Source organism: Streptomyces sp. NPDC001157 (assembly GCF_053598255.1).
In genome coordinates, this window is the sequence record NZ_JBSFJW010000024.1 from 79,982 (window position 1) to 101,435 (window position 21,454).

General features: G+C 70.0%; 24 protein-coding genes and 1 pseudogene. 2 read left to right on the forward strand and 23 right to left on the reverse strand.

The genetic code is table 11. From position 1 onward, the window contains the following. Positions 1 to 43: 43 nt before the first annotated feature. The 8 genes and pseudogenes from ACWDAG_RS32500 to ACWDAG_RS32535 form a co-directional block, all read right to left on the reverse strand. On the reverse strand, positions 44 to 1,177 hold the full coding sequence (locus tag ACWDAG_RS32500) for a PD-(D/E)XK nuclease family protein (RefSeq protein WP_450699118.1): 1,134 nt from the start codon (positions 1,175 to 1,177) through the stop codon (positions 44 to 46). Continuing rightward, positions 1,174 to 1,764, reverse strand: a complete 591-nt coding sequence (locus tag ACWDAG_RS32505) for a hypothetical protein (protein ID WP_450699119.1) — start codon at positions 1,762 to 1,764, stop codon at positions 1,174 to 1,176. Before ACWDAG_RS32505 ends, ACWDAG_RS32500 begins: the two co-directional genes overlap by 4 nt. A 19-nt stretch (positions 1,765 to 1,783) precedes the next feature. After that, positions 1,784 to 2,752, reverse strand: a complete 969-nt coding sequence (locus tag ACWDAG_RS32510) for a recombinase RecT (RefSeq protein WP_450699120.1) — start codon at positions 2,750 to 2,752, stop codon at positions 1,784 to 1,786. Between the two features lie 27 nt (positions 2,753 to 2,779). Then, on the reverse strand, positions 2,780 to 3,124 hold the full coding sequence (locus ACWDAG_RS32515) for a hypothetical protein (RefSeq protein WP_450699121.1): 345 nt from the start codon (positions 3,122 to 3,124) through the stop codon (positions 2,780 to 2,782). 111 nt (positions 3,125 to 3,235) lie between these two features. Further along, entirely contained in the window at positions 3,236 to 3,442 is a 207-nt protein-coding gene (locus tag ACWDAG_RS32520; protein ID WP_450699122.1) for a hypothetical protein, read from the reverse strand. Between the two features lie 93 nt (positions 3,443 to 3,535). Then, complete coding sequence (locus ACWDAG_RS32525; RefSeq protein WP_450699123.1) at positions 3,536 to 4,057, reverse strand: hypothetical protein; 522 nt, start codon at positions 4,055 to 4,057, stop codon at positions 3,536 to 3,538. A 243-nt stretch (positions 4,058 to 4,300) separates the two neighbouring features. Next, positions 4,301 to 4,546 (reverse strand): hypothetical protein, encoded by a 246-nt coding sequence (locus ACWDAG_RS32530; protein WP_450699124.1) that lies wholly within the window; start codon positions 4,544 to 4,546, stop codon positions 4,301 to 4,303. Between the two features lie 325 nt (positions 4,547 to 4,871). Next, a pseudogene (locus tag ACWDAG_RS32535) lies at positions 4,872 to 5,804 on the reverse strand (peptidoglycan-binding protein); the annotation flags it as partial. A 286-nt stretch (positions 5,805 to 6,090) separates the two neighbouring features. Here ACWDAG_RS32535 and ACWDAG_RS32540 point away from each other — a divergent pair. Beyond that, positions 6,091 to 6,453, forward strand: a complete 363-nt coding sequence (locus tag ACWDAG_RS32540; protein WP_450699125.1) for a rodlin — start codon at positions 6,091 to 6,093, stop codon at positions 6,451 to 6,453. An 8-nt stretch (positions 6,454 to 6,461) separates the two neighbouring features. Here ACWDAG_RS32540 and ACWDAG_RS32545 read toward each other — a convergent pair whose 3' ends face one another. From ACWDAG_RS32545 to ACWDAG_RS32600, 12 genes are all read right to left on the reverse strand, one after another. Further along, positions 6,462 to 6,902 carry a hypothetical protein gene (locus ACWDAG_RS32545; protein ID WP_450699126.1) on the reverse strand — a complete coding sequence of 147 codons (441 nt, stop codon included), beginning with the start codon at positions 6,900 to 6,902 and terminating at the stop codon, positions 6,462 to 6,464. Next, complete coding sequence (locus ACWDAG_RS32550; protein WP_450699127.1) at positions 6,903 to 8,006, reverse strand: hypothetical protein; 1,104 nt, start codon at positions 8,004 to 8,006, stop codon at positions 6,903 to 6,905. After that, positions 8,006 to 8,932 (reverse strand): hypothetical protein, encoded by a 927-nt coding sequence (locus tag ACWDAG_RS32555; protein WP_450699128.1) that lies wholly within the window; start codon positions 8,930 to 8,932, stop codon positions 8,006 to 8,008. The genes ACWDAG_RS32550 and ACWDAG_RS32555 overlap by 1 nt, the downstream gene beginning before the upstream one ends. A 12-nt stretch (positions 8,933 to 8,944) precedes the next feature. After that, complete coding sequence (locus ACWDAG_RS32560; protein WP_450699129.1) at positions 8,945 to 9,880, reverse strand: hypothetical protein; 936 nt, start codon at positions 9,878 to 9,880, stop codon at positions 8,945 to 8,947. After that, a complete protein-coding gene (locus tag ACWDAG_RS32565) occupies positions 9,880 to 14,139 on the reverse strand; it encodes a phage tail tape measure protein (protein WP_450699130.1) in 4,260 nt (1,419 codons plus the stop codon). Before ACWDAG_RS32565 ends, ACWDAG_RS32560 begins: the two co-directional genes overlap by 1 nt. Before the next feature lie 35 nt (positions 14,140 to 14,174). Next, positions 14,175 to 14,375: a hypothetical protein gene (locus tag ACWDAG_RS32570; RefSeq protein WP_450699131.1), complete on the reverse strand. Its 201-nt coding sequence runs from the start codon at positions 14,373 to 14,375 to the stop codon at positions 14,175 to 14,177. A gap of 140 nt (positions 14,376 to 14,515) precedes the next feature. Next, a complete protein-coding gene (locus ACWDAG_RS32575) occupies positions 14,516 to 15,073 on the reverse strand; it encodes a hypothetical protein (protein WP_450699132.1) in 558 nt (185 codons plus the stop codon). A 2-nt stretch (positions 15,074 to 15,075) separates the two neighbouring features. After that, positions 15,076 to 15,756, reverse strand: a complete 681-nt coding sequence (locus tag ACWDAG_RS32580) for a phage tail tube protein (protein ID WP_450699133.1) — start codon at positions 15,754 to 15,756, stop codon at positions 15,076 to 15,078. Positions 15,757 to 15,884: 128 nt separating this feature from the next. Beyond that, the gene (locus tag ACWDAG_RS32585; RefSeq protein WP_450699134.1) at positions 15,885 to 16,331 is read right to left on the reverse strand and encodes a hypothetical protein; all 447 of its coding nucleotides are present in this window, start codon (positions 16,329 to 16,331) and stop codon (positions 15,885 to 15,887) included. Beyond that, positions 16,328 to 16,756: an HK97 gp10 family phage protein gene (locus ACWDAG_RS32590; protein WP_450699135.1), complete on the reverse strand. Its 429-nt coding sequence runs from the start codon at positions 16,754 to 16,756 to the stop codon at positions 16,328 to 16,330. Before ACWDAG_RS32590 ends, ACWDAG_RS32585 begins: the two co-directional genes overlap by 4 nt. Then, positions 16,756 to 17,187, reverse strand: a complete 432-nt coding sequence (locus ACWDAG_RS32595) for a DUF6093 family protein (protein WP_450699136.1) — start codon at positions 17,185 to 17,187, stop codon at positions 16,756 to 16,758. Before ACWDAG_RS32595 ends, ACWDAG_RS32590 begins: the two co-directional genes overlap by 1 nt. After that, positions 17,177 to 17,554 (reverse strand): hypothetical protein, encoded by a 378-nt coding sequence (locus ACWDAG_RS32600; protein ID WP_450699137.1) that lies wholly within the window; start codon positions 17,552 to 17,554, stop codon positions 17,177 to 17,179. Before ACWDAG_RS32600 ends, ACWDAG_RS32595 begins: the two co-directional genes overlap by 11 nt. A 100-nt stretch (positions 17,555 to 17,654) precedes the next feature. Here ACWDAG_RS32600 and ACWDAG_RS32605 point away from each other — a divergent pair, with 100 nt between their 5' ends. Further along, positions 17,655 to 17,894: a hypothetical protein gene (locus tag ACWDAG_RS32605; protein WP_450699138.1), complete on the forward strand. Its 240-nt coding sequence runs from the start codon at positions 17,655 to 17,657 to the stop codon at positions 17,892 to 17,894. A 633-nt stretch (positions 17,895 to 18,527) separates the two neighbouring features. On the opposite strand, the gene ACWDAG_RS32610 is transcribed toward ACWDAG_RS32605, so the two are convergent. From ACWDAG_RS32610 to murA, 3 genes are all read right to left on the reverse strand, one after another. Then, positions 18,528 to 18,776 carry a helix-turn-helix domain-containing protein gene (locus ACWDAG_RS32610; RefSeq protein WP_450699139.1) on the reverse strand — a complete coding sequence of 83 codons (249 nt, stop codon included), beginning with the start codon at positions 18,774 to 18,776 and terminating at the stop codon, positions 18,528 to 18,530. Positions 18,777 to 18,852: 76 nt separating this feature from the next. Then, positions 18,853 to 20,004 carry a hypothetical protein gene (locus ACWDAG_RS32615; RefSeq protein ID WP_450699140.1) on the reverse strand — a complete coding sequence of 384 codons (1,152 nt, stop codon included), beginning with the start codon at positions 20,002 to 20,004 and terminating at the stop codon, positions 18,853 to 18,855. Between the two features lie 64 nt (positions 20,005 to 20,068). Continuing rightward, entirely contained in the window at positions 20,069 to 21,388 is a 1,320-nt protein-coding gene (gene murA, locus ACWDAG_RS32620) for a UDP-N-acetylglucosamine 1-carboxyvinyltransferase (RefSeq protein ID WP_450699141.1), read from the reverse strand. Between the last annotated feature and the right edge of the window lie 66 nt (positions 21,389 to 21,454).

Genomic DNA, 21,454 nt, shown 5'->3' on the forward strand with positions numbered 1-21,454 from the left:
GGGGCAGGGCCTGCAGCGGCCCTGCCCCTTGCCGGAGAGCGGATCAGGGCTTCTTGTGCACGGTGACGTTGATGCTCACCGCGGTACGCCGCCCGTGGTCCAGGCGCACGGGCACGGGGATGCCGGCCGCCTTCAACTGGGCCTTCATCGCCGCCGTGTCGGGGGCCACGGGCACGGGCAGCCCGGCCTGCCGGAAGAGCGCGGTCATGGCGTCCACGTCGTCGACCTTGGTCGGATTGCCGCCGCTCCACGTCAGCACGTTGTCGCCGTAGACGCCCTCCTCGGAGCCGTCCAACTGGTCGCGCAGTTGCTTCAGCCGGTCCTTGAGCGGCTTGATCTGCGCCGACACCTCGACGTACTCGGCCAGCGCCTTCGCCCGCTCGGCGTCGTCATGGATGAGCAGGCTCTGCGGTCGGCGGCCAGCGACGGCCGGGCCCCAGCAGGCCGACTTGAAAGGGCAGTTGTCGCAGACAGCGGACAGCCCCGGACCGGCGAACGTACGCGGCAGGTCCTCCGGCGTCTGTGCGGCGCGCACCTGCTCCACCCACCACCGCGCCCCCTGCGCCCGCTCAGCGGTGAAGGGCATCTCCTGCACGTGGTCCTCGCCCGAGTCCCGGTTGATGAACCGGAACCGGATACGGCCGACGGGCAGCGGGCCCAGACGCGCGAGCTGCCGCTGGCCCTCGATATCGGCGAAACCCTCGGTACCCAACAGGTCCGCGTACAGCAGGACTTGACGCAGCTCCGCCTCGCTGGCCCCGTAGCGCAGGATCGCGTCCCACTGGAAGGGGCTCTTGGTCTTGACGTCCTCCACCGTCACCTCCTCGGCCGGGAGGCTGGGGCGAAGCCGCTTGGGCAGCCGCGAGGCGGTGGGGCCATCGAGCTGGACGGCGTCGATGTGCCCGCGGATGGTGTCGTCCTCGACACGGCGCTCGATGATCCAGCCGTATTCCTGCCGGACTGCCTCCAGCGCGCCTTCATGCAGCCAGGTGCCGAGGATCGCCTTGCGCTTCTCCCCCACGTCGGTCGGCGTTCGGCCGTGCAGGAGATATCCGGCACGCCGCGCACATACGGTGTCACTCGCACCGATCTTCGTCTGCCGGGAACGGGGGCGGCGTGCGTCGGCCGCGTGGGCCGCGGGCCACAGGCTCACGGCCGGCTCACGGGTGAGAGTCACCGGCGCTCCCACAAGGGGAGGGGCGCAGCGGCGGCAGCGGGACGCCGCCAGACGGCCTGGGAGAACACATCGAGGGCCTGCTGGATGGAGCCGGTGAGCCGTTGGCTGCCGGAGAGCGGCTGCGTCACCGGCGGTGTGGCGCTTCCGTCGCTTTGCCGGTCGGCGGTCACGAGATACTGCCTGCCGTGCCGGTCGACGGCGTTGATCCACCGCTGTTCGACCCGGCCGGGGATCTGCTCGTTGCGGGGCGCCGAACCTCCGGCCCCGCGGCGGCGGAGTGCCTCAGCCGCCTGCGGGCTGGTGTCAGGGCTGATGGAGAATCCCTCGGTGCGCAAGGCCAGGGCGACCGAGTCTGGTTCAGCGGCGATCCGCGTGGTCTTGGATGCCCTCGCCGACGCGACGATCACGTCGGCGGGATGGAACAGCTCCCACAGCACGTCAGCTATGGGCAGCGGCTGCACGGTCAAGCCCGTGTCGCTGTGGCGCTTAAAGATGACGAGTTCGGGCATCTCGTCCCAGCCGGTTCGCCCGGACAGGTAGGCGTGGGACGCGGTCAGGATCTGGTTCTGTTCGTCGGTGGTGTTCATGGTCTCTTCCCCCGTGGTGTCAGGAATCGGCTGATGAGCGGGCGGCCTTGGAAGCGGTCCGCTTGCCGGTGGGGCGCTGGCGGCGCGTGATGACCGCCTCGTCCGCGGCCTGCGCCGCCTTTTCCGGCTCCGGTCGGGCCTGGGCTCGCTTGCGCGGCGCGGCCTTCTTCTTCGGCGGCGTCGTATCAGTGGCAGGCCGTTCGGCCTGCCCTTCGGCCTCGCCGGTCTCCAGGCCGGCAGCCGCCCGCAGCCGCTGGGTCGCTTCCTCGGCCTCACCCGCGACGATCTCGGCGTCGGCCTGCGCCATCTCCTCGTCCACATAGACGCCGGACAGGTCCTGCGGCGCGGCCATCCTGAGCGATCCGGCCTCGGCGCACTTGCGCAGCATGTGGGAGCCCATCTGCCGCCACATCTTGGCCAGGACGTACTGGCCGTTCTTGGCGTCCCAGTACTCCGGGGCGAACTCGCTCCAGCGCGCGATGAACGGGAAGCGGCTGGAACCCCGCAGCACGGTGACCTTCACGGCCGCCGGAGGGCCCGGCGCCAGCCACACGTCCTGCGCGCCTCCGTCGGCGTCGTAGTAGACGGTGTCCTCGTAGGAGATGCGCTCCCCCGTCCGCTCGGCGGCCCGGTGGGCGATGGTGCGGAAGCCGTCGATCCCGGTCTGGATGGTCCAGTTGACCGGGTTGTCCTCGCGGTCCTCCCCCTTGTTCTTGCGGCCGATCATGTAGATCTGGCGGGCGAACGGGTCGAGACCGGAGCGCACGCAGTAGTGGAAGAACACCGCCAGCTGCGCACGAGGAGCGTGCTGGAGGCCGGGACTGATCAGCGCCAGAGCAGACACCTGACGCTCGTTGAACTCGGTCTGGTCGGCACGCAGCACGACGGCGCTCTGGGTGACGGTGCGCTCGGGCAGCGTCTCGACGCCGGTCGCCGCCCGGGCGGCTGACGCGGCGTCGCCGACTTGCTGCTCGGTGGGTTGGTTCATGGGTTGTTGGTCTCCAAGAAGGTGGGTTCAGTCGGTCCGCAGCGCGCGGACCTCGAACGCGGGCCCCCACTGCGGGTGGCGCTCGATGAGCAGCCGCACGTAGCGGGAGCGGAAGTTGTTGTTGAGGCGGAAGTCGTCGCCTTCCGTGGCTGTGGCGTAGCGCCAGCGCAGGACCTCGAAGAGCATCCCGATGCCGACACGGCGCGCACCGCGCTTCAAGTAGTCGGCGGTCAGGGCTTCCAAGGCGCGCAGCACCCAGGGGTTGAGCCGGTGGAACGCCTCGAACTGCGCCTGGATCGTGGCCGCCTGGCCATCGGGCTGCCTCACCGTGTGGATCACCAGGCCCGGAATCTCGTCCTGGACTGCCGCCATACCCCACTCCCGGCTGCTCGCTTCGAAATCTCTTGGCTTGCAACCTATCTTGGAGGCTGGATGCCGGATGATCAACCCCACTCGCGAAGGCAGGACTTCAGATCGGAGGCGTCAGGTCGAGGTTGCCTCCTCGGCCGCGTCCTCCATGGCGTTCTCCGTCTCATCGTTGACGCGGGAGACCTCGGCCAGCATCCGGACAGCGATGCGGGAGTCCGGGTTCTCCACTACATAGCGCGACAGCACCACCTCGGCCATCAACAGCTCACCCGCCTCCATGACGGCAACACCGTGGCCATGGGATGTGCGTACGACCTGCACGAAGAGCCTCCTTGCGAATAGGGATCGATATACCCGAACGGGCATGTCTATATCTTATGCGCAAAGCGACTCTAAGTACAGTATTTCCGCAGGTCAGACACCCTTCCGGGCGTGCCGTCCACGCGTCAGGACCCTCGATCCGGGGCCGTCATAGCTGCCGTCGCGCAGCATCGCGGCCACCGCCTCGTCCACCTCCCACGACAGGGTGCGGGCGCGAGCACGCAGATCGGGCACCGCGTCGAGCACCGTGTCCAGCAACCACAGCTGCGACCCGGACAGCAGCCAGTCCCTCTCCGGGAAGTTGCCCGCAGCGATACGTGTCGCAAGGGTGCCCTGGGACGGCAGGCTGAACAGCGCGATGATCTCCTGCTGGCCCACAATCGGCGGCAGTTGGTCGCGGGAATCGGCCTCCCAGCCCGCGCCCTGCTGCGCCATGAGCCGCTCCTTGTACAGGACGTCGAGCACCTTCGGCCGGGGCGTCGTACCCCCGAAACGGCACGCGAACCCCAACGGCCAGTAACGCACACCCGACACGACGATGCCTGCGGCCGGGTCCAGGACCCCGCGGCTGGGCGCCAGCCACTGCGAAACCATCTGCGGCTCGACCCTGTACAAGGCAGCAAACTCCTGATGCCCCACCAGATACGGCTTCAGCCGCTCTGCCACCATGCCCCTTCGCCCTTCTCCGCACACACCGACGCACGAGCGTAGCCCCACCACGATGCCGGCGGTCTGCGCGGACGCTGTTATCGTGGGCAGCGGTCTCCAAGAAGGACCAGTGGCCCCCGCTCCGGCGGGGGCCACCCTTCTTTCGAGGCCTTCACACCGACAGCGCCGACGCCGCCCGGAGCCTTGATCTCAGCCTCTGAGCACGCCGAACGCAGTGAGCACCACCGCGATAACGCTCACCAGGACAGCCACGGTCGGCAACGGCCACCGCCCCTTCTCCAGGGAGGCCACCCGCTGCTCCAGGTCCTCGACGGCCTTGTCCGTCTGGTCACTGCGCTGCACCAGCAGCGCCAGCTGCCCGTCGATACGGGCAAGGCCGACCTCCAAGGCGCTGCGCAGCTCCGCGAGGGCCAGCGCGATCTCTCCCTCGGGCACAGATGCCTCCTCATCTCCCGGAGCGGGTTCAGTACTTGGGGGTGGCGGGGTCGCGCCTGGCCGGCAGCCAGGACGCCGTACCAGTACGCCCGAAGGCCGTGCCGAGCGTGGACTTCAGCGCCGACAGGGCTGCGGGGAGCGCGGCAACAGCGGCGGCCTGCCAGGTGGAGAGCGACACCAGGTCGGTGGTGCTGGAGGCCGCCATCAGGCCAAGAACAGACTGAACGTAGGTGGCGATAGTCCGCTCCGCTATGTCAGCCAGGGCCTGCGGCATGGGGTCGTGCTCCTGTTCCGGGGTGCTGGACGTCGTGTCGGTCGCGCCGGCTGGATGCGGCACGCGCAGCGCCGCCCAGGTCTCCGGCCCGGGAATGCCGTCGGCGGCGGCCCCGTGGTACCCGCGTTTGATCTGGTAGGCGGCGTAGGAGCGGCGATGCGCGTCGTTCCACACCGGGCCGGCCGGTGTGTCGTAGGAGTCGCATCCCTCGGCGATCAGCCGCTTTCCCATGGCGGCGATCACCGGCGAGGACCGACCATCGTGGAAGAAGTCCGCGCCGGGATAAGCGGCGTACTTCGGCTTCGGCTTCGGCTTCGGCTTCGGCTTCGGCTTCGGCTTCGGGAGAGGCTTGGGTGTGGGCCGCGGTTTGGGTTTGCCCGGGGTCTTGCCGTGGTCCTTGAGGTGGCGGGCTACGCGGGCGCGGAAGTCGTCCATGTCGATGCCGCCGGGGTCAGGCTTGCCGGGCTGCCATTCCTTGTGGCCGATGACGCTGTGCTCGTTCCAGCCGTGCGCGCGGCATATGGCCGCGGCGGCGCGGGCCATCGCGTCCAGCTGCGCGGACGGCCACGTCTGGTGGCCGGTGTTGATGCACTCGAAGCCGTAGAAGTGCCGGTTGCCGTCGGTGTCGGCCTCGTTGTCGCGCGGCAGGCTCTTCTTCTCCGCAATGACCGCGAGCAGCACGTCGGTGTCACCCATGCCGGCGTGGTTGGTGCGGCCGTAGCCGACCAGGTGAATCGTCCCGGACCGGTCGATCACGCCGTGGCACAGGGGGCCGGGAAGGTCGTGGTAGCCGACGCGGCACTGCTCCACCATGTCGGCCTCGGACGAGTACGGGCCGGTGTGGTGGATCATGACCCCGTTCACGGGGCCCCAGTTGCCGTATCTGTTGCGGTTGTGGGTGCGCCAGGCGCCGTGCTCGACGACGCCGAGGCCCGCGTGCTTCAGCGCAGAAAGAAACCTTTCCGCGCTCAACGGAGTTGCCACGCTCGCTTCGCCTTCTCCCCTGCGCCGTACGGCTGTCGGCCGAGCCCTGACAAATGCGGGCCGGTCCCTCGGGAGTTGGCTGCGAAACGGGTGGAGGGTCACCCGATGCTCATCGTACCCAGCGGCAAGGAACGAGCGACGTTTGCCATTGGCGACGTGAACGATGGGGTACCGCATCCCCCGTTCGGGCGAGATATGCCGAACCCCGTGGTCAGCGGACTGAGGCGTCCAACACGCTTGAGACGCACGCCTGTAGAAGGATGATCCCATCAGGGGGCTTACGACAGTGATCCGCAAGGTAGCCGTAACTGCATTCGCCGCATTCACTCTGTTCGCCACCGGCTCAGCAGTCGCGTGGGCGGACCCTGCTCCCACTGGTTATGGAAATACCCACACCGGCGGACAGGAGAGCCCGCAAATGTCCCTGATCCAAGGGACGTTGAACAAGCCATGCATCGCAATCGGCAAGCTCGGCCTTCAATCTGTGCTCGCTCTGATCAACATCGGCGTACAGGATGTCCCCATCCTCACGTCGCAACAGCAGCAACAGTGCACCGACAACTCCACCGTCAACGATGGCGATGACCCCCTCTCGCACATCCTTGATGAGATCCCGATCGTGTCAGGTAACGGATCCGCCAACGGATAACACGGCCGCTACTCCCCGTCGTCGCCATCGATGCGGCACGAGGCACCGTCGAGGCTGAGCCAGGTGACTTTCACGCTGCCGCCGTCCTGGATGCGCAGCGTCACGTTGCCGCTGGTGTCGATGTCGAGGTGGAGTTCCCGTCGTGCCGCGTCGGAGGCGACCGGAACCGTGCGGGGTGCGGCGGGCCAGAAGCCGTCTGGCAGGAGGGCGACGGGCGCTTCGTCCACGGCCCGTCCGTCGATCAGCCCGATCCGGCCGCTGAACTCCAGTGTGTTCCACGGGTTGGCGCGGATCTGCGGCGGCTGCGCGGAGTCGGGCACGGCTGTGTCACCGGTGAGCGGCAGGTCCCGCCACGCCGGGTACGGCGCGTGCCGGGCCCGCTCCAGGACGGTGACCCGCCGCTCCAGAGCGGCCAGTCGGCGCGCGAGTTCGGCGATCGTGTCCGGCATCTACGCCTCCTCCGTCTCGTCGTCGCCCTCTGGCTTGAGGGTGCGTTCCAGCTTCAGCGTCACGCGCTCGGGGGTCTCGCCCTCGCCGGGGCGTACGGTCCAGCCGGTGATGCGGTTCCACCCGTCGTAGGCGGTGTGCGGCTCGTGCAGCCGGATGCGGACGTCGTCGCCGACGCGCAGCGCCTCGATCGGGGCGGCGGGGTGGTCGGTAATCTCCAGCTCGGTGAGCGTGGGCAGGATCTGCCGGGCCAGCCGTTCCCTGTGGGCGCGCTGCTTGAGCTTGGTCTCGTCCTTCTCGCTGGTCTCCAGCTTGTGCTCCAGGCGCAGCCGTCCGTTGCGGACACCGTCGACCACGACCTTGCGTTTCGCACCCTGGCCGGCACCGAGGCCGATGACCCACTGGGCATAGGAGTCGGCGTCCTTGATGACGTGGGGCTCGCCGGTCACGTTGGCGCCGGTGGTGAAGGTCAGGTCCTCGCGGCGCCGCCCGAGTCGGGGAGCGCCCAGGACGATGCGCCGCTCGGCGCGGCGGCCGCGCCAGGTGACGGTTTCGGTCCATTCGAGGCCGTCATCGATGTCGGCCATCTCATCCACGATCTCACCAAGGTTGCGGGGGTCCGTCTTGGAGGTGGTGTAGGGGTCCTTCGCGGTACCGGTCTTCGCCCTCGACTTCGTGTCGTCCACCACGACCTGCAGATCGCCATCCGGCTGCTCTTGCGCGTACGTCCACACGTCGCGGATGACCTGGCAGGGGTCGGCCTCGATGTAGGGGCCGCGGCCGTCGAGGTTGCCGTGCAGGTCGAAGCGGCGGTGCAGGTAGCTGGTGAACCCGGATGCCTCGACGGGGAGTTTGGGTCCTTCGGGTTCGGCCCGCCACAGCAGCCCTCCCCACAGCAGGTGCGCGTTGCGTTCGACGAGGATCACCGTGTCGCCGGCGTCGTCGAGCATGTCGCTCAGCGCAGCGCGGAAAGTCGGGTTGAGAGTCGCGTGGAAGGAGCCCGGCCCGGACCGCTCGGGGCCGAACTCCACCTCGGTCAGCGGCAGGTTCCAGTGCAGGACGTCGCCAGTGGCGGCGCGGGCGAGGATGTAGCGGTAGTCAGCCATCACACCGGGCTTTCCGTGAACTGAATGTCGGCCGTCACCGTGGTGCCCCTGGCGACCGCAAGGTCGCCGTCGCCGTACTTGTCGGTCTGGTTGATCTGCACGGCCAGGTGCTGGCGGGTGCCCCGGTAGGCGGGCGGCAGGGTGAGCGTGTCGGCCAGGGTGACGCTGGAGCGGCGGGTGGTGGTGCCGTCGTCGTCGACCACGGTCGCCGCCGCGCTGTGTTCACCCAGGCGGGTACGCAGTTCGGCGTAGATGCTGCCGGCCTCGGCGCGCAGGCCGGAGAGGGTGACCACGAGGGTCGCCTTCGTCGCCCAGGCAGGGATGTCCACCTCCCAGGCGGCTTCCTTGGGCCAGTTCGCCCAGCGGCCGTGCGGGGAGGGCACCTGCTCGGTGTCCCTGGGGTGCACGGTGTGCAGGGTCCGCTCGGTGCGCGGATTGGCGAGCCGGCGCAGGTCGGTGATCATGTCGGCGGTGACCGCGGCGGTGTTGCGGGGCAGGGTGATGCGCGCGAGGGGGATGGCGGTCATCCCGCGCAGCACGTTGGCGTCCCGGTCCACGCCCTTCACTAGGTGGAAGTAGCCGACGTCCTCGGTGCGCGGGTCGCGTTCGCCCTCGTACTCGGGGTCCTCGACGCGCAGGACGAGCAGGTCGGTGCGGGCGAACGGCCCGGTCGGCGGGACGTCGACGACCGCGTCGCCGATGTTGGTCTGGGTGTAGGCGCCCTGCCAGGGGCGCACCCCGTGGATGAGGGCCGAACCGTCGCCGACCCGGACCCCGGGCCCGGGCGCCTCCAGGGGACGGACCTTCAGGTCCCCGGCCGCGGCGACGCCCTGACGACCGCGCGCCAGGTCGCGGATCATCAGGCGCATCGCGCGGGCGGAGTGGCGGCCGCCGCGCACCATCATCGGGGGCTGGACAAGGGTCACTTGGTGCTCCGTTCACAGGGCGGTGTACGCGGACCGCCACGACACGTCGAGGCGGGCGGTGCCGGTGGGGTCGTCGCCGCTCCAGCCGATCTCGGAGCGGCCCCGCGGGAGGGCGAAGAGGTCGAGGCGGGAGGGCGGGGTGAGGTCGTTTGCGACGTTGACCGTGCCGTTGCGCAGGGCCCAGCAGGTGTTGGGCCGGGTCTCCATCTCGACCCACTCCCCGGCCCGCAGCGACAGGCCGAGTTCGAGGACGCGGCCGGTGACGGTGTTCCAGATCCGCGGGTTGGCGACCGGGCCGTGGATACGGAGGCTGGGCCAGGTCGCCACGTTGCCGTGGTTGGTGATCCAGCCGGGCCGGTCGCCCGGGTCTGCGCGCTCGCAGCCCGGCGGCGCGCACAGGACCTGGTTGGCGGTGCGGTCGGCGTCCTTGTGCCGGGCGGTCTGGTCCAGGCCCAGGGTGAGCTGGGACAGTTCGTCGTCGTACCAGCGGGGGTCGAGGCCGGCGAACTCGATGTCCAGAGGGATCCACCCGTTGATCGCGGTCGCGGTGCTGGTGGCCTCCATGCGGCGCAGCCGCCCGTACAGGCGGCGGGTGCCGTGGCCCGGCCAGCGGCCCCGCAGCACCGCCCGCCCCTCCGGCCTGGTGCGGGCGGTGGGGTCGTCGACGGCGAGCTCCAGGCGGGCAAGGAGGTCGGCCGCCGCGACGGGGTCCCCGGGGGTCTTGATGCCGGCCTCGAAGCGCAGGGTGCGCGGCCCGTAGAAGTCCTGGCCCGGCGAGGTGCCGTCACCGGTCGGGTTGTCCACGTCCTGTGAACGGGTGGCGGGCGAGCCGAGTCCTTCGATGTTCCCGACCGGGACACGGGTCCCGCGGCCGAGGACGACACCGCCGATCTCGAACTGCCACGGAGCCAGCTCGATGGGCGGGGACTGCGTGGTGGGTGTGGGCATCAAATCCTCCCGCCCCTCTGGGCGTTGCGCAGGTTGCGCATCATTTCGGTGCCGATCTGCTCGGGTGTGGCGGAGCTGTCGGTGACGGTGACCGGCATCGAGCCGATCAGCGGCTGCTGCTCGCGCACGACGACGACCTGGACGCGCCCGCCGGCGCGGGCGTCAACCACGCGGGTACGGGCCGGGTTGTCGCCAGTGCGGAGGTCGAAGGCCCGCACCACGCCCGCCATCACGTCCGCGGTCCGGGCCTGCTTGAAGGAGCTGGCGAGCACCGGGCTGTAGTCGCGGCTGCCGCGTACGCCGCCGCCTGCGAACCACTCGACCTGCCCGCCGAAGCGGCCGACGACCTCCTCGACGATGGCCTTGCTGCGCTCGCGCTTGGAGGCGGCGAGCGGCACGTAGGCCTCGCCGCCGGTGGAGGGCTCCGCCCAGATGCGCCAGCTCCCGGCCGGGGCGATCTGCGCGACCTGCTGCTCCCGGCGTGGGCCGGTGACGCCTCCGTCGGCGAAGTAGTCGACGACCGCGCCGTCCGCATGGGCGTTGGCTCGGCGGCGCAGGTTCTCGGCCTGCCGGCGCAGGGCATCGGCGGTGTTGGAGTTCTGCTCCTGGAAGGTGTCGAAGATGGAAACGTGGCGCGTGGTGACCGTCAGCTGCTTGCCGCGCAGCGCGTCGATGCGCCGCTGGATGGCGTCCGCCGCCCTGCGCGGGCCGCTGGTCGGGACGACCACCCGGACGTTCTTCGACCCCGGCACCTTCTCGATCCGGAAGCCGAGCGCCGCAAGCTCCTTGCGGGCCTGCGCGGTCGGCGCGCGCACGACGATGGACTTCGCGCCGGGCGTGGACCGGATCTTGGCCTCCACGGCCTCCAGGCTCTTGATAGCCGCGGCACTCGGCGCGGAGACACGGACGTTCTTGCTGCTCGGAGTCCGGCCGAGCTTGTCGATCAGCCCGTCGAGATCCCTACGGGCCGCAGCGGTCGGAGCTGTGATCCTGATCTGGCGGGTGCCCGGCACCGTCTTCACCGTGAAGCCGAGCTCGCGCAGCTTGGCCTGCGCCCCGTCGCTCAGCGAGTCCACCTTGATCGTCTTGGCGTTCGGCAGCCGGTGGAACTCCGCCTGGACCGCGATCAGGTTCGCGAGCGTGCTGTCCATGCCCTTGGTCTGCAGCAGCAGCGACACCTTCGACGGCAACAGACCGAGGCTGTCAGCAACCCCCTGCGCCTGGGCGCGAGTCAGTCCGTACCCCTGGGCGGCCTTGATCGCCTCGGTGCGGGCGCGGCTCATCTGCTCCCGGGCCTTGGCCAGCGCCGCCGGCAGGGTCTCGCCGTTGCGCTGGGCCAGGTCGTACGTCGCCACGGAGGCGTCGGCCGCCGCATCCGACAGCGCGGTGAGCTGGGTGTAGAGCTGCTGGCCGTTCCTGGTGGTGGTGTTGAGGGTCTTGTCCTCGTTGACCAGCTGCCGACTGCCGTAGCCCTGCTGGCGGCTAACGCTCTTGCTGCCGTCCTGCAGGTCTAGGACGGCGCTGTTCACCTTGGCCTCGGCTGCCTGCAGGGAGATCTGGCCACCGGAGAGCAGGTCGAGGGCGCTCTTGAGGGAGCGGGTGCGGGTGTCGGCGTCGGCGGTCTCGTCGGCCAGCCCGCCGACCGCGGCCTTCAGCCGATCGTAGGCGGAGGTGCCGTCCCCGGTGCCCTTCGTGGCCTGCGCGAGCTCCTTCGCGTTCTTGATCGACTCGGCCATCTCGCCCTTGACGCTGCCGAGCGCGTCGGCGGCGTCCTTGTACTGCTGGCCGACGTCGGTGTAGTCGAGGACGGACGCCTTGCCCGCGGCCACGTCCTTGTAGGCGCGGTGGGCGTTCGCGGTGGCCAGCAACTGCTTCTGCAGCGACTCCAGCGAGGTGCCCTGGCCGAGGTAGGCGTCCGTCAGCGTGGCGAGCGGCACGCCGGCCTGGTCGAGGACCTTGGTGAGCTGGCCCTGGCTGGTCTTGGTGTCCAGCAGGACCTGGGCGGCCTGCTGGCGCACGTTGCTGTCGATCTGCCCGCCGGACTCGCGCAAAGCGGAGGTGAGCGAGGAGATCCGCTGCTGGTGTTCGGCCGCGGCCTGGGCCGCGCGCTGCTGGCGGGCGGCCAGCAGCCCCAGGCCAACGGACACCCCGGCCATCGCGATACCGAACGGGCCGCCGAGTGCGTTGGTGATGCCGCCGAGGGCAGAGCGCAGACCCGAACCAGCCGCGCGGGAAAGGCCGTTGAGAGTGCCGGAGAACGTGGTCCCGGCGCCGTTCGCGGTGCGGAAGGCCGCCGTCATCGTGCCGAGGAACCCGACACGGGCCTGGAGGGCAGCCCACGCGGCCCCGTACCGGGACAAGGTGACACCGGACGCTGAGGCCAGGCTCTGCTGCAGGCGCATCTGCTCATTGGCCGCGGCGAAGCCCGAGCGGAACGGGCCGCTCACAGTGTTCGCGATGCTCGTCAGTGCCGGTTGCGCACGGCGGAACAGGAGCATCGCCAGGGCGGCGGACTGGATCGGGGCGGGCAGCGCGCCGAACGCGCTGACCAGACCGCCCACGAGGTGCCCGATCGGCACCAGGACCAGGGACAGCCCGGAAACCGCGTCCATGGCCAGGTTGGCCACGGTGGCGACGATGTCGAGCGTTCCGGCCGCCGCGCCGCCGTCCTCACCGAGGCTGGCGAATGCGGCCACGATGGGTTGCGTCCCGTCGGCGGCATGGCGCAGCACCTGGCCGAGCGTCTCGGCCGCGTTGATCAGCAGGTTCAGGCCCGTGGCGAGCGTGTCCTCGCCCAGTTCCTTCAGCGGGCCGACGAAACGTTTCGCCTCGTCGACCAGGCCGCCGAGCCCGGAGGAGGCCTTCGCTTTCAGCTCCGGCCCATACAGGACGGCGAGATGGCGGCCGTACTCCAGCGCCGTCGTCAGGTAGGGCGTCGCCCCGGCCATCCCGCGCGTCAGCAGCCGGGTCACCCACTCCAGCCCCGGGGCCATGCCCTGGTACAGGGCGATCCCGGTCTGCCGCGCCTGGGTACGCAGCTGCACCATCGCACCAGACAGGCCCTGCCCGCGCGAGGCCGTGATGGCCGCGGCGGCGCCGGTCTGCCGTACGGCCATCGACAGGTCGTCGAAGGACGCGGTGCCCTGGTGCGCGAGCGCCACCGCCCCACTGAGGGCGGGCTTGCCGAACGCCCGGGTGACACCGGCGGCGAAGTCCTGCTGGGACATGGCGTGTTCGGCCTTGGACAGGCCGTCGATCACGACCCGCAGCCCGCGGAACTTGCCCTGGGCGTCGAAGGCGTCGATCCCCAGGTCCTTCAGGGCGCTGCGCATCTGCGGGGTGGGGGATGCGAGGTTGGCGAAGATCCCCCGCAGCGACGTGCCCGCGGTCTGGCCGAGGATGCCGCTCTTGCCGAGCATGCCGACCGCGGCCGCGGTGTCCTGCAGCGAGACGCCGAGGGCGTTGGCGACCGGCCCGGCGTAGCGCATCGAGTAGTAGATGTCCGTGATCGAGCCGGACGCCGAGTTCGCCGTGGCCGCCAGCGTGTCCGACGCCTTGGACGCCTGATCAGCACTGAGACCGTACTGATCCATGATGTCGCCCAAGTACTTGGCCGAGGTGGCGGCGTTGACGTCGGCGGCGGAGGCGAGCTGGAGGGAGGCGCGGACGGCGTCGATGGACTGATCGGCGCGAAAGCCCGCCTTGCTCAGCTCCACCATGCCCTCGGCGGCATCGGCCGACGTCGCACCCGGCAGGCTCAGGTCGGCGCCGAGTTCCTGCGCGACGACCGCGGCCCGCTTCATCTGTCCGGCGGTGGCGGAGGTGACCGCGCGGAAGAGGTTCATCTGCCGCTGGTAGCGGTTGCCCTCCTCGACGATCTCGCCCGCGCCGAGCAGCAGCCCCCCGCCCGCCAGCAGGCTGGTGGCCGAGATGCCGCGCCTGCTGGCGCCGGCCACCGCACGCTCAAGGCGCGACATCGACCGGCTGCCGTCGTCCCCGGCAGCACGCAGGCTCGCCCGCGCGGCCGCGGCACGGGCAGAGATCCGGTTCAGCTCTCCGGTCGCGGAGCGGGCGGAGCGGTTGAGCGCGGCGAACTGGCCCGCCAGCCGTGCACCGTTGACGTCGAGGCGGGCCAGGGACCGGTTCGCGGCCTCGGTACGGTCGGCGAAGGTCCGCATCTGGCCGGAGGCAGCACGCGTTCCCGCGATCAGGTCGCGGACCTCGGCGCGCATCGCCACCGTCAGGGTGAACCCGGCCACCGCGGGCGGCCCTCCTTACATCGTGCGGGACTTGTTCAGGGGCGCTGCTCGTACTCGGCGCGCGGCAGGAGCTGGATCTTCACGCCGTAACCGGAGCGGTCGGCGGGGACGTGGTCGCGTTCCTGCTCGATCAGCTCACAGCCGGGGCAGCGCAACGTGTCGGTGACGTAGGCATGCGGGTCACCACCGCGCTGGTCGTCCCACTCCTCCAGCCGCGTGTGGCACTCGGGACACACCGACCGCTGCCACTGCGCCCACGCCAGCGCCTTGGCCCGGTCCAGCCGGGTCCACCGGCCATCGCCGCCCAGGAACTGTGAGTGCGGGATCCGGTATCGCTCGCACAGCTCCAGCTCGGCCCGCAGCTGCGCATCACAGCTCAGCCTTTTCCCAGCTCCACCCGGCTTTCCTGCTGCACCGACCAGGCCGCCTCCCACAGCAGCCCGGCATCCGGCGCCGACCACGTGGCCAGCAGCTCGGCCGCCTCGTCCTGGCTCATGCCGTCGAAGGACGCCGCCGCGATCAGCGCCGGCGGGAAGGTCTCGGGGTTGAACAGCGAACCCTCGTCGGCCTGTTGCTCGGTCGGCGGGTGCTCGGCGATCAGGTCCTCCAGGACCGGGCGCGGCAGCGCGAGGAAGGTCAGGAAGTCGGAGACGTCGTCCAGCTCGGCCCGTACTGTCTCGAGCGCGGCTGCGGCTTCATCGGCACTACGGGTGGCCCGTTCGTCGTCGGGGTTCGCCTCGGCGAGGAAGCGGGCCCGCCGGGCGGCCTGTTCGGCGTCCTCGAACCGCTGCTTCAGCTGGTCGTCGTCGCAGATGCGGAGCTTGTTCTGCGGCAGTGCGCGGCGGCGAAGGCGTTCCATCTTGGCCGCCCACGCCCCCTCCGCCGCGCTCGCGCGGGGAGGGGACGGGCGCTTGGCCGGTGCAGGGCGCGACATGCTCAGTCCTCGACCTGCTCGTGGACGCTTTCGGCGGTCACGATGCTCCGCAGCACGGTCACGTCGGCCTGCGCACCACCGTGCTGGTGCTCATGGCCGTGGTCGTGGCCGCTGTGGCCGTGCTCGTCGTCGTCGCAGTCCTCGACTGGGGTGGGCAGCGGGACCGGGGCGATCGCCTCCGGCACCGGGGCATCGAGCGACGGCTCGTCGATGATGGTGAAGTCGACCTTGAACTTGGCCGCCTCGTTCCCGGTCGAGTACGTCGCAGCACGGGTCGCGACCTGCGCGGGAAACACGTCGACCGAGCGGGAGCCGGGGATGTCGCCCTTGCGCAGGAAGACGACGTAGCCCTTGGCGCCCTTGGGCAGCTGCTGCTCGACGGCGTCGGAGAACCGGTCCTCGTAGAAGGTCAGCGAGCTGCTGTCAGCCTTGTCGTTGCCCGGGATCGACGAGTTGAACGTCGATCCCATGTCCGGGGTCTCGATCGGCTCGTTTGCCAGCGCCCAGCCCTCGATGTCGCTGACCGCCTTGGTCAGGTCGAACCGGTTGGGCTCGGACAGCTCCGTGCGGGACGGCCGCTCCGGGTCGTTGACCTTCTTCAGCCAGTAGATCTTGGAGATACCGCGCCGCAGGAATCGGGTCTGGGTGGCCGGCTTATTCGTGGACGGCTTCGTCAGGGACACAGGTCCGCTCCCACTTCTGGGGCAGCGTCCCGTGCCGAGGCCCTGCCCCTTGATGTTCAAAGGGGGTTCGCCTGGCCTGGGGCCTAGCGTCCGCGCGGGCCTCCGCGGTGAGGGTGAAGACCGTGTCTTCAGGCAGGGGTCACGGTGATCGTGAACCTCTGCACGTAGGACACGATAACGCCTGCCGCCGACACCGACGGCTCTCCACCAGCGTCATACGTCAACTCCCGGTCGATGACGCGGACTTCGGGAACAGGCAGGTCATGGGTCCAGCGGCCGTCGCTGCGGCCGACAAGGCCGACCCGTACGCGGTCGGCCAGCCACTCGACCTGGTCGCCCCGTTCCCCGACCGACGTCAACTGGTAGGTCCAGGCTGCGTCCGCGTGCCAGTCCTCCAGCGGCGGCCCGGTGAACTCTCCGGGCAGCGAGTCGAGGATCGTGTACGGCGCGGACGCGGGCTCCCACTCCCCCGACTCCCGTTGCACTCGCGGCAGTTCACCCACACCACAGGGGCGGCCGGTGGCCCGCTCGACCAAGGCGGCCAACGCACGAGTAACCGGCAGACGAGCAGTCACGGCAGGACCCCGTCCGCGAGGGCCTGGATGAACTCCGGCTCGGTGCGCCGGAAGGCGGACTCGACGTGCGGGAACGGCGGCTGCCGGTAGTGACGGCCCAAGCTGTCGACGCCGACGAAGCCGTACTCCAGCCTGCGCGCCTGCGGGGCGTCGGAGAACACCTCGGCGGTCACCGAGCCACCGCCAGTACGCATCCTCACGTCCCACGAGGCCCGGTACTGGCCGGTGATGACGTTCGGGCCGGGCCTGCCGCTGGCGTTGCGCTGGATTCGCACCCGCAGCAGCATCGCGTGATGCCTGGTGATCGTGCGCGTACGGGCGCGAGCGGCCGGACCCATCCGGGCCAGCGCGGCGGCCAGCGCGATCGGATCCCGGAACGCGGCGGCGTCCGGGTGGGCGTTGGGGTGCGGGTTCACGATGGCCATCAGTCGATCACCTGGACCCGCACGATGCGCACCACGCTGTAGGTGCCCACGGCTTCGTCCGAGACACGGAACCGGCGCCCGAGCAGCTGCGGATCCCGTGGGCCCTTGGGACGGACAGATCCGGCAACCCGGATCACGTCATCGCGCCGCAGCGCAGGGGCATCGACGGGCAGCACCGCCTGATAGTCGGTGGTGGGCGGCTGCACGGCGACCGATCCGCCGACCGGCTGTGTGAGGGCCGGGCGGCTGTACGGCATCACCGCGCCAAGTCCGTCCCAGACCAGTTCCTCGTCCGGCCGCGGCGGCACCAGCCGGCCGGTGGTCTCATCCAGCACATCGTCCGTGCGGCCCGCGCTGTCGCGCCACACCTCCAGCTTGTCGTCCAGGACGCGGCTGACGACCCGGCGCACCCCTTCCACGTCAAAGGCCACGCGCCCACTCCCCGAGTTGGGTGAGCATCGCCTTCGTCAGCGAATACGGCTCAGTGCCGAGATCGGGACGTGCGAGCGCGGCGCGCTCCAGGGCTTCCGGGTCGATGGCGTCCAGGAAGACGGCGGCCGCCGGGCCAGGGTCGGGCAGGTCGGCCACCGCGACCCGGGCGAGTCCGGACCAATGGGCTTCCTCGCGGTCCGCTACGTGCAGCACGATGTCCGGCCGCTCACCGGCGAAGTGGCTGACGCTGTAGGCGCGGACGGCGCTCGGCTCTATCCGCTCGCCGTCGATCTCGATGTCGGCTCGACCCCCGCGCGTGGTGATCGCGACGCGGCGGACAGCGTCCTCGGTCTTCGTGTGATCCATTCAGCAAACGCTAAAGCCGCTGTCGGACAGCGCCGGGCGAGGAACATGGCAGCCGTGGCTACGCTGCCCCAGGCCAGTTCGTCAGTGTGGAAGGACCCTCATGGGGACAGGAACACCTTGGTGGTACCGCATACCCAGCAGGCCGCTGGGGATCATCGTCACGTGCGGTTTCGCCGTCGCGATCATCTTGTGCGCACCGGACAGCAGCACCAACGACATGGTCGCCGCAGTACTGGCCGGAGCGTGCGTCGGCTTCCTGGTCCAGTTCATTCAGGGCATGGCCAAGGCCCGCTATGACGAGCGTGAACGAGGTGGCCGGGGGCTCCGCAACCAGGGGTGACCATGGCTGGCCACCCACGGTGTGCCCCGTCTTTTGCCGTCAGTCCTTGGGCCAGGTCACCGTCTGCCCGTCAGAGGGAACGGTGACCTCGAACTGGTCCAGGTCCGGGCAGCCGTCAGCCTCCCATCAGGAGTGTTGTCGGACAGCTTCCTGAATGCCTGCCTGGTTGCTCATTTGGCCGGAGGCGGCGGACCTGCGCCGCACGTGCTTGCACCTTATGCCTCGCTCTACGTCCTGAAGCGATGGTCGGCGGGGTGCGCCACAGGTGGCGCACGCGCTCGGCCACGGGGTGGAGCGGGAGCCGGGGTAGCCCACCTTCGGCATGTATCCGGCCGCGCGCATCGTCTCCTTGGCTTCGCGTTCCTCGTTGGTCGGCGGGGCGGGCGCTGGCGAGGCTGGCACCTGCCGGGGCTCGGAGACGGGCGGCGGGGTTTCGTGGCTTGGAGTGTGTCCTCCGAGTAACAGTCCGAGGTTTATCCATTGCTTCGGCTGCGCTGGAGCGGTCATGGCGGGGTCCTGTTCTTCTATGGCGTGGTCAGGCGGCCAGCGTGCGCGTGAGTGTCGTCGCGGCGTGGCCGGTGGGGGAGGTGATGTCCGGGCATGGTTGCTGAGCCGGGCAGGAAAGTCGGGTGGTTACGGTGGTTCCGAAGCCGTGGCAGCGCGGAGGGCGTGTTGTTCGGCTCGGGCGAGGAGGCTGGAGGCTGAGCAGCCGTACGCCCAGCACACCCGGACCAGGACGGACATCGTCAGCTCGGTCGCCTGGCGCTCGATCCGTGACACTGTCGAGCGGCTTACGCCGCTGCGTTCCTCGACGTCGTACACGGACCAGCCGTGCTGTTCCCGCAACGTGAGGAGTTCACCGGCGAGTTGGGCCTTGATCATTGCGATGAGCCCGTCGTTCGCCGAGGTGTCGGCCTGTGTGCGGTCTTCCGCGGCGCGGTCCGGCGCCTCGCCGCAGTCAGGAGTCGATGATGAGCGGTTGGCTTCCTTCGAGTCGGCCGGACCAGTACCGCTCGTCTCCCAGTCGGGGAGCTTGGACGGTGATGACGAATCGCTGGGAGACGTTGTTGCGGTCACGGAGGCTGAGGGCTCCCTGAACGGTTGCGGCGCGCTGGCTGGCATCCCAGTCGATGGAGGGGACCATGGGCATGCCGAGCCAGGTGAGATGCGTGCGGATGTGGTCGGTGGTCACGGGCGGCGGGGCCGCGGCCGTGCAGCGTTCCCGCTGGCTGGTGGTGCAGTGGTTGGCGGCGCAGGTCGGGGTGGTGTGGATGCGGTGGGTGTCGGGGCGGCCAAGGACGTAGGCGAGGGCGCAGGAGTTGGTCTGGTAGATGGGGTGGTCGGGGTAGCGGGCGGGGAGTGACTCCAGAAGCTCCCATGTGCGGCGCGGCCATACGGCGTCGGCCGCTTCCAGGGCCGCTTCCTGGTCGCGGAGTTCGGGCCACAGTTCGGTCATCTGTCGTCGGGCGCCGGGTTTGACCTTGAGGCCGACGGCGACGGAGCAGGCGCTGTAGCGTGCGGCCCAGTCCAGGACGTGAGTGATGGTCTCGGGAGCGGCGTTCGCCGGCATCAGCGGGCGCCAGTAGTGGATGACCGGGATGCCGTGCTCGTGGAGGCGGGGGAAGTTCTCGCGGAGTGCGGCGTGGTCGATGCCGCGTTCGATGTCGGGGCCCAGGCCGGAGTAGCTGAGGTAGACGATCACGGGGATGCCGGCCGCTCGGGCGGTGCGAATGGCGGTGATGACGTCGTCGGTGACGGCGCACTTGGTGATCAGGCAGACGGGGTTGCCTACGCCTTGGGCGATGAGTTCGCCGAGCAGGCCGATCAGGTGGGCCCGGTTGGGCGGGGTGGCGAGGGCGTCGGTGCACGTGTAGAGGGCGAGCACGGCGTGCGGGTGGTAGTAGGGGCTGGCCAGGAGCAGGTCGACGGTTCGGCGTGGGGTGGCCAGTTCGGCCGGCTTGACGAGGGTCTGGCCGCGGTCGCGCAGGTAGCAGTAGCCGCACGCCTTCGGGCAGCCTTGCACCGGATTGACGGCGAGCCAGGTTTCGTGCTGGTCGATGACCGGCTCCCACACTCGCTGAACGGGCAGGAACGGTAAGGCAGTTCGCACGGGCGGAATCCCTTCGTCCGGGGCGCCGCCCGCCGGAGGCTGGACGGGCGGGCGGCGCGGCTGGTCAGACGGGCTGGGTGGTAATGCGGGCGCCGACGGCGGCGAGTTTCGCGACGGGTTGTTCGTAGCCGCGTTCGAGGTAGCGGGTGCCGCTGATGGTGCTGGTGCCGTCAGCGACCAGGGCGGCAAGGACGTAGCCGAAGCCGGCGCGCAGGTCGGGGATGGTCAGGTCGGCGGCCTTCAGCGGGGCGGGGCCGCTGATCTTGGCCGTGTGCTGGAAGTCCCGGTTGTGCCAGCGGCAGGCGGTGGCTCCCAGGCAGCGGGTGGTCAGTTCGATCTCGGCGCCCATGGCGCTACTGAGCTGTTGTGCGTAGCCGAAGCGGTCTTCGTAGATGGTCTCGTGGACGACGGAGGTGCCGGTGGCCTGGGTGAGCAGGACGGTGATGGGCTGCTGCCAGTCGGTCATGAAGCCGGGGTGGACGCCGGTCTCGATGTCGGTGGCGGTCAGCGGCCTCGCCCGGAAGAACTCCAGACCGTGTTCGGTCTGGTTGAAGTCGCCGCCGATGTGCCGCAGGACGTTGAGGAAGGTGATCAGGTGGTCCTGACGGGCGCCGCGGACCTCGATACGGCCGTCGGTGGCGACGGCGGCCGCGGCGAACGAGGCGATCTCGATGCGGTCGGCCACGGTGTGGTGCTCGACGCCGCGCAGGGCCTCGACGCCGGAGATGGTGAGCGTGCGGTCGGTGTCGATGGTGATCAGGGCGCCCATCTTCTGGAGCATCAGGACCAGGTCGACGATCTCGGGTTCGACGGCCGCGTTGGAGATGACGGTCGTGCCCTTGGCCAGGACCGCTGCCAGCAGCAGGTTCTCCGTGGCCCCCACCGAGGGGAACGGCAGGTGGACGTGGGCGCCGGTGAGGCGGTCGGTGGAGACCTTGACGGAGCGGGGGTGGTCCACGATGTCGGCGCCCATCTGGTGCAGGCCGCTCAGGTGGAAGTCGATGGGGCGTTTGCCGATGGTGCAGCCGCCGGGCAGCGGGACGACGGTCTCACCGCGCCGGTGCAGCAGGGGGCCCATCATCAGGATCGGGATCCGGTTGACGCCGGAGTACATGGAGGAGAGGGAGGTGTTGGTGACGTCGGGGGTGTGCACGCGGACGGTGTGCTCGCCGAGCCAGGTCACCTCGGTGCCCAGCTCGGCGAGCATGCCGAGGACGAGATCGACCTCGAGGATGCGGGGCACGCCGTGCAGTACGCAGGGCTCGTCGGTGAGCAGGGTGGCGACGAGTTGTTTGGTGACGGCGTTCTTCGCGCCGGACGCCTCCACCGTGCCGTGAAGGGGCACTCCGCCCGTGATGCGGTAGCTGTGTCGGTCTGCAGCCATGGGATGCCCCTGCGAGGTCACACTATTCATTCGGTGATGTATCCCGTCCCGTGATCCAGTCGATTA